Annotated in this window: 7 protein-coding genes; 2 read left to right on the forward strand and 5 right to left on the reverse strand. The window is 46.1% G+C overall.

Translation table 11 applies throughout. From position 1 onward, the window contains the following. Positions 1-181: 181 nt before the first annotated feature. Positions 182-1,027: an aldo/keto reductase gene (locus Q0C15_RS05875; RefSeq protein ID WP_297217287.1), complete on the forward strand. Its 846-nt coding sequence runs from the start codon at positions 182-184 to the stop codon at positions 1,025-1,027. A gap of 75 nt (positions 1,028-1,102) precedes the next feature. Here Q0C15_RS05875 and Q0C15_RS05880 read toward each other — a convergent pair whose 3' ends face one another. Then, on the reverse strand, positions 1,103-1,756 hold the full coding sequence (locus Q0C15_RS05880) for an acetate uptake transporter (protein WP_297217289.1): 654 nt from the start codon (positions 1,754-1,756) through the stop codon (positions 1,103-1,105). After that, positions 1,701-3,644: an acetate--CoA ligase gene (gene acs / locus Q0C15_RS05885; protein WP_297217291.1), complete on the reverse strand. Its 1,944-nt coding sequence runs from the start codon at positions 3,642-3,644 to the stop codon at positions 1,701-1,703. Before acs ends, Q0C15_RS05880 begins: the two co-directional genes overlap by 56 nt. A gap of 765 nt (positions 3,645-4,409) precedes the next feature. Here acs and Q0C15_RS05890 point away from each other — a divergent pair. Continuing rightward, positions 4,410-4,904 (forward strand): hypothetical protein, encoded by a 495-nt coding sequence (locus Q0C15_RS05890; protein WP_297217293.1) that lies wholly within the window; start codon positions 4,410-4,412, stop codon positions 4,902-4,904. A gap of 48 nt (positions 4,905-4,952) precedes the next feature. Here the strand turns inward: Q0C15_RS05890 and fdhD are convergent, their stop codons facing one another. From fdhD to Q0C15_RS05905, 3 genes are all read right to left on the reverse strand, one after another. After that, positions 4,953-5,780 (reverse strand): formate dehydrogenase accessory sulfurtransferase FdhD, encoded by an 828-nt coding sequence (fdhD, locus tag Q0C15_RS05895; protein ID WP_297217295.1) that lies wholly within the window; start codon positions 5,778-5,780, stop codon positions 4,953-4,955. Beyond that, positions 5,767-6,213 (reverse strand): DUF1641 domain-containing protein, encoded by a 447-nt coding sequence (locus tag Q0C15_RS05900; protein ID WP_297217297.1) that lies wholly within the window; start codon positions 6,211-6,213, stop codon positions 5,767-5,769. Before Q0C15_RS05900 ends, fdhD begins: the two co-directional genes overlap by 14 nt. A 2-nt stretch (positions 6,214-6,215) precedes the next feature. Further along, positions 6,216-7,414: molybdopterin-dependent oxidoreductase (locus tag Q0C15_RS05905; protein ID WP_297217299.1), on the reverse strand; the 1,199-nt coding region annotated here is incomplete at its 5' end.

A 7,414-nucleotide genomic window follows, 5' to 3' on the forward strand; every position in this document is an offset into this window, starting at 1 on the left:
GACCATATCCATATCCCTTGCCTTCACCCTCCTGTTGATATTCACCGGTATCTACGCTGGATCTTCGCTTGCGTCTGCTAGATCTGAGAAAAGATGACATCTAGAATCTCTCTATCGATACGCATACGGCACACGCCATCGATAGGACAAAATTAAAATGGAGATATATTTTAGTTTCAAGATGGATTTCAAGGAATTTGGAAAGACCGGGGAAAAAGTTTCGAGGATCGGCATAGGCACGTATTACGATGTTAGATGGATGTTTCTTGCCAGGCTTGGAAGAAGGCCTGGTTCGGAGATGAAGATCCTGGCAATCAGAACTGCAGTGGAGAACGGCGTGACGCTCATCGATACCGCCGAGGTATACGGGAGTGAGGATCTGGTCGCGAGGGCCGTAGACGGCGTGCCCCGCGAAAATCTATTCATAGCCACGAAGGTATGGATAACTCATCTATCCTATGATGCCACAATAAAGGCATGCAGGCGCAGCCTTAAACGTTTGAATACAAAATACATCGATCTCTATCAAATACATTTTCCGTCCCCAGTCGGGGATATCGGGGGCACATTGAAGGCGATGGAAAAGCTGGTTGACGACGGTCTGATTAGGTATATCGGCGTTAGCAATTTTAATCTTGACCAATTAAAACGTGCAATGGAACTCATGAACAGATACGAAATAGTCAGCAATCAGGTACATTATAGCCTGAGGCACAGGGATCCTGAAAAGGATATGATAAGGTTTGCAGATCAGAACGGCGTGGCAATACTCGCTTGGTATCCTTTAGAGCATGGTGAACTCGTTAAGGACGAGGCCTATCCCGAGGTTTTTCTCAGGGAACTGCGTACCAGATACCCTGATGTTAAAGCCTCACAGATAGCCTTAAGTTATCTGATGGACGCAAACAGATACGTGTTCCCAATACCGAGGGCCTCAAATCCGGATCATGTGAAAGAAAATATAGCAAGCGTCAATTACAGACTGTCCGAGGATGACATAAGAATCCTCAGGGAGCATTTCAGCTGACAGCAGAAAATAAGGTCAGCGCGTCCAGGCTTAGCTCTGATAGATGTAAAAGATCGATATGAAAGATTTTACGGTTCATTTCCTTTTGAACATTCCAGGTCCGATCGGTATGCTGTCTGGCCTCAACGAGTTTATCACTATTGCAAAGCTTGTGTATGCGGCGAAAGCGGCAGCCAGTATACCGAAATATCCACCGGCGTGCGTCAGCGCCATAGAGGAATAGATTGATCCGGCACCAAGGGTGAAGAACGCCATAAACAGGAAGAAAAATGTTAGGTTGAGAGTCAGCGAGGCCATCATTGCCCCGACCCACATATAAAGTGTGAATATGCCCCAGAGTATCAATGCCCAGCCTACCGCGGCAGGAGGAAGAGACGAAACAAGATGCAAATCAACCATTATAATCATGATCGCATAGAACATCCAGAAAGATCCGTAGCTTGTGAACGCTGTAAACCCGAAGGTGTTGCCTCTCCTCATCTCCCAAGAACCCGTTATGAGCTGCGCAAGCCCGCCGTAAGCGATAGCCAGTGGCACGACGACCCCAACTCCATCCGAACCTATGAAACCGGCATTTATGAAGCTCAGCAGAAAGGTCGTGAAGGCGAATCCAGCCAGACCAAGGGGAGCGGGATCAGCGCTCAAAACCTTTTCGAATGTGTTCTCCATCATCTCAATCGCCCATGGCCTCACCCTTGAAGCTCTCGATGGCGCTTCTGATCTCGTCAACTGATGAGGAATCCTCCAGCGTGGTGAGATCGCCAGGTATTTGGTTGAGCGCAACTGCCTTAACCACTCTCCTCATGATCTTACCACTTCTTGTCTTAGGTAGCAGCTTTACGAGTCTTATCTCATCCGGAACATATATTGGGCCAAGGTCCGCCCTGATTCGCCTGCGTATCTCTGCGATCAGTTCATGCTTATCTGCAGTGGCATTTCTCGGCACCACGAACGCGGATATAGCTTCTCCTTTAACAGGATCGGGCTTTCCAAAAACAGCGGCTTCCACAGCCAGCCCCGTGGCAACGATCGCATCCTCGATCTCAATGGTACCAAGGCGATGGCCGGACACGTTCATGACTTCGTCTGATCTTCCAAGAAGCCAGTAATAGCCGTCCTCATCTTTAACAGCATAGTCTCCGCAGTAGTAGTATCCTGGGAATTTTGAGAAGTAAGTTTTCACGTACCGATCATCATCGTTGTTCACGGTCATAAGCATGCCTGGCCATGGTTTGCGAAAAACGATATAACCTTTCTCTCCAGGTCTAGTTTCGCCACCGTTTTCGTCCAGTATAACCGGGTCAACGCCCGGCAAGGGGAACGTGGCGGATCCTGGTTTAAGCGGAGGAAGGCCCAGGCCCTTCTGCGGTGCTATCATGAAGCCTCCTGTTTCTGTCTGCCAGTATGTATCAATTATGGGGCATCTTGAGTTACCTATGACATCATAGTACCATTTCCATGCAGCCGGGTTTATAGGTTCTCCTACAGTTCCAAGCACCTTGAGCGTGCTGAGATCGTGTTTCTGCGGATATTTCTCTCCAAATTTCATAAGGGTACGTATGGCCGTAGGCGAGGTGTAGAGTATGTTGACCCTGTACTTTTCTATAATCTCCCAGAGCCGGTCTGGCTCAGGATAGGTTATTGAACCTTCATACATGATGCTTGTCAATCCTAGCATGAGGGGCGCGAATACTATGTAGCTATGTCCTGTTATCCATCCAATATCCGCTGCACACCACCATCTGTCGTCTTCGTCCGGATCGAATGCCCACTTCAGCGTATTCGTGACCCATACTGAATAGCCTCCGGTACTGTGAACAGCTCCTTTGGGCTTACCGGTCGTTCCAGAGGTATAAAGTATAAAGAGAGGATCGTTGGCATCCATATGCTCAGGTTCGACATAGGTATGCGAATCTCCAACAATTTCATGATACCATATGTCTCTGTCCTCCGTCATATTGATTTCATTCTTCGCATGCTTTATGACGATCACGTTTCTTACCGTGGACGTCATCTCAAGCGCTTCATCGGCTATCTTCTTCAGCTCAACTATCTTTCCATTCCTGAATCCGCCGTCTGCGGTTATGAGCAGAACCGCCTTGGAATCGTTTATTCTCTCCGCGAGTGCTCCTGCACCGAATCCGGCAAATACAAATGAAAATACTGCCCCTATCCTGGCGGCAGCAAGCATTGCCACCGGGGCCTCGATGATCATTGGGAGATACAGGACTATTCTGTCTCCCTTTTTTACCCCCAAGTTTAGCAGCGCTTTGGCTAGATTATTGACTCTGCGGTAGAGGCCGTCGTATGTAACTATCTTTTCTTCTCCGTTCTCCCCAACCCATATATAAGCTGCTTTATTCCTCCTGTGTCTTTCCAAATGTCGATCCACGGCGTTGTAGGATACATTCAGTTTGCCTCCAACGAACCACCTGTAAAATGGTTTTTTAGAATCATCCAGAACCTTACTCCATCTGGTGTACCATGTGAGAATTTCAGCTTGTTTTGACCAGAAGTTTTCTGGATCATCAAGCGATTTTCTATATATTTCAGCATACACGTTCATTCCTGGATTGTATACTTCATCCATTGGCAGCGTGCCCTTTTGGCTTTCCATATGTTAGCATATGTTAATTATATTTATAGTTTTTGAAAACAAATAATATTTCCTTGCGATAAATATATTATAAGCAATTCGTATAATATAATTATAATAATTTAGATATTCGAAACAACGAATAGTGATCGACGCATAACTGGCAATTGAGTGATCCCTATTCGGCGCACAAAGAGGTTTTCAGCTAGTATTTATTATCATGCCATCAAACATAGATACGAGGTCAGATGTAAGCCAGAGGACTATCAAAAACCTTAAAAGAGAAGTTAGGGGTTTGGGGGAGGCTGTAAATCTCAACAGCTTTAGCGATGAGATACACGGACTTCCCTCAATGTAGAGTTTTTATGTATGGTATTCCCATATTATTTTGTATCTTCCACGATAACCAAGTGGATGATACTTTAGTAAAATCGCTGACATCCGAATATACGCCTGTGGAGATCGCTGCTTCGGGCTTGTACGTATGTCCGGAGAGGTAGAGGTCTCTTCGATGAAAGGAAGATCCGAAGCTTCAGCTGAGGGGTAGCTCACATTCCATACAGATTCCACATCGTTATGTACATTGAGTATATTCGGACCGCGCCAGTCGAATTATTAAGGTCTTGCAAATTTTTCATTAAATTCGGTTGCTTGTGTGAGCCCATGCATCTCATCTCTGAGGATGGGAGTTTTAATGTTTTTCATAAGCACATGTCCTTTTTGATAGAAAATTCTTTGGTTCATGCTGTTCGGCAATAATGATTTTTAACCCCTTCCCAATAAGGGATGGATATAATGACACATACAGGATTGAGGTCATTCCGATCAGAAATCTCCAGGAACGTCTACGACGAAGCGTGGCTTACCGTCTTGGCCGGAAAAAACCACCGAAGGGTTCACTTAATACGCGACGGCAGGCGGATCGTAGTTATCGATTTCAATAATGAAGATTTTGACGTATGGGGATATATATCTGATTCAGTGAGCAGAGTAGGATATATTTCAGCCGTTCTGAGATCCATGACTGAAGAGGTTCACCCAAAGAAGAAGGAGCCATTCATGGAGGTGAGGGGATTCCTGATCTATAAGAAAGATTCAAAGATATACTGGGAGATGATCTCAGCGCAGGACATGATGGATGCCATGCAGCACGATGCGGTTACAGGAAAGAAGATAAAGGCAGATCCTCTGGATATATATTGCGGTGCCGATGGTGAGTGTCTTGACTATCTTGGAAGATCAATAGTATTCGTAAAAAAGCCCAGCACGGTGTACAAATAACCCATTCGCGTGTCTCCATAAACGTATGACTGGATCGAAGATACATCGTCAAGGCAGAATGCGCTCTGGATGTGAATAGACGTTGAATTTGTTGTTTCTGAGGAAACAGACCAGTGTTATTCCCATTGACTCTGCAACCTGAACGGCAAGGCTTGATGGTGCTGACACGGAAGCAACTATCGGAAAGCCTGCTATAAACGCTTTCTCGACTATCTCAAAGCCAGCTCTACCAGAAACCATCAGGATACCAGCATCCATATCCAAGTTTTCTATCACCTTATATCCGATCACCTTATCCACTGCATTATGGCGCCCTATATCCTCGCAAATGATCTTCAGATATCCGTCGGTATCGAAAAGTGCCGCGGCATGTACACCACCAGTGGTCATGAACAAACTCTGCGCGTCCCCCATTTTTGCCGGAAGAGACAAGATGGTAGGCAGATCTATCTGTGCGTCATCTATTATCTTTCCATGGCGCATCAGCAGATCGGCTATGGTCGAACGCCCGCAAACACCACATGCCGAATTTATGAATCTGGTCTGCACTCTGAAGCCGATTTTCCTCCTTAATCTTACCGTTATTTGATTACGTCTGGAGACCCCATCGGATTCTAACCCATCTATTCCATCGATATCTGCTGGGCCCGAGAGGAAACCTTCAGAATAGAGGAATCCAATCGCTAGGTAACCGTCCATGATAGGTGTACGCATTATTACCCCGACTCTTTCTGAATCATCGTTCAATTCCTCAATATCGATGGCCAGAGGTTCCTCAACTGCTATGTCATCCATGGTCTTGATGAAACCAGTCTCTTGCCTGAAGGTAATTATTTCCCGTCGCGTCTTTCCAGAGATGTGTTCACTCACCTCCATGCGTATCACCACCCTTTCCCAGCGAACCTATTATGGAGAGAACAGTGCGAAGACCAGCCGCAACATCTGGATCCTTGATCATCGAATTGATCTTGATCAGGCTCAGGCTTCCACGATCTCTCTGCTCATAGGAGTGGTTGATTGCATCAGATATCCCCCTCGTTACAGTCTCAAGGATCGAGGGATCCAATGAACTCAGAAGGGAATATATCAGCAGAACATTCGTTATGAACCTTCTATTTCGTTCCTCTGACGCCTGCTTGGATAATATGGCTATTATATCGTTCCTCTTCTCAGAAAAAGCCTTAATCATGTCCAGAATTCCAGAAGTCTTGAGGCTCTTGATCAGATCGCTAACGTCTTCAAGCCATTCTTCATTTTCTGATCCATCCGCCATTCTTTGAGTATCAATCTCTTCTATCTTCTTGGCCAATATCAATCACCTGTCAGTTTGACATAATCGCCTCTTTGCCACTTCATTTCAACCATGACCCCGATCTGTGGATGTGGTTTACCAAATCTGGGATTCGTCCTGGGCATCGGACTCATACCATGACCGTCCTCCAGTTTTTCCATCCTCACTGGTAATTCTTTGTATGCTGGGGTATGGGCAGCTGGATCCATCAATCTGCTTGTTAGGTTATTAACGCCAGACTCTCCACTTGAATTCATCGGTATGTACAGCTCCTTACCGGTAACCCTATTTGTAACGAGAACCCTCACCTTTATGCTGCCCCACCTGGATGTTATCCTCACAAGATCCCCATCTCTCAGTCCACGTTCATTAGCCAGCTCTGGAGAGACTTCTACAAATGTGTTTGGTACCTTTTCCCTCAACCCAGCCGACCTGTAGGTTTCGTTACCCTCATGGAAATGTTCCAGTATTCTGCCGTTGTTCAGATGGAGATCAAACTCTTCGTCGGCAGAAATCGGCGGTGTATAACCTAGTGGATAGAATCTTGCCTTTCCATCCGGAAAATTGAACGTTTCGGTGTACAGCAGAGGAGTATCCTTCCCATCTTCTGATACTGGCCACTGCAAGCTCCTAAATCCTTCAAGCCTATCATAAGATACGCCAGAGAATATTGGCGCAAGTTCAGAAGCTTCCCGCATTATCTCTGACGGATTGCGATAATTCCATCCAGCCCCCAGCCTGTTCGCAATATCCTGTATTATCTCCCAGTCCGGTCTGGAGTTTCCTAGTGGATCGAAGACCCTGTATATTCTCTGTATTCTGCGTTCTGTGTTGACAAAGGTACCCTCCTTTTCAAGGCTACCGGCTGCAGGCAAAACAACATCGGCGTATTTTGCCGTTTCAGACATGAACATATCCTCAACAACCAGGAAATCCAATTTTTCCAGCTGCTTTCTTATGTAATCTGAGTCGGATCCTGTTTCTACAAGCTCTTCTCCTATCACATACATGGCCTTTATTCTGCCGCTATCTATGCCCTCAAGGCATGTATTGTTGTCCAGGCCAGGTTTATTCGGTATCTTGCATCCCCAGCGATCTTCGAATTTCCTCCTTGCTTCATCATCAGAGACGTTCTGATATCCAGGGAGATACGCTGACATGGCTCCAAAATCACTCGCACCCTGCACATTGTTGTGGCCTCTCAGGGGTGCAACACCTG

The sequence above is a fragment of the Thermoplasma sp. genome, assembly GCF_023256435.1.
Lineage (GTDB): Archaea > Thermoplasmatota > Thermoplasmata > Thermoplasmatales > Thermoplasmataceae > Thermoplasma.

What these genes read in the sequence shown, in the direction of transcription:
- Q0C15_RS05875 (WP_297217287.1), top strand. Translation starts at nt 182, where the DNA reads ATGGATTTCAAGGAATTTGGAAAGACCGGGGAAAAAGTTTCGAGGATC.
- acs (WP_297217291.1), bottom strand. Translation starts at nt 3,644, where the DNA reads ATGGAAAGCCAAAAGGGCACGCTGCCAATGGATGAAGTATACAATCCA.
- Q0C15_RS05890 (WP_297217293.1), top strand. Translation starts at nt 4,410, where the DNA reads ATGGATATAATGACACATACAGGATTGAGGTCATTCCGATCAGAAATC.
- fdhD (WP_297217295.1), bottom strand. Translation starts at nt 5,780, where the DNA reads ATGGAGGTGAGTGAACACATCTCTGGAAAGACGCGACGGGAAATAATT.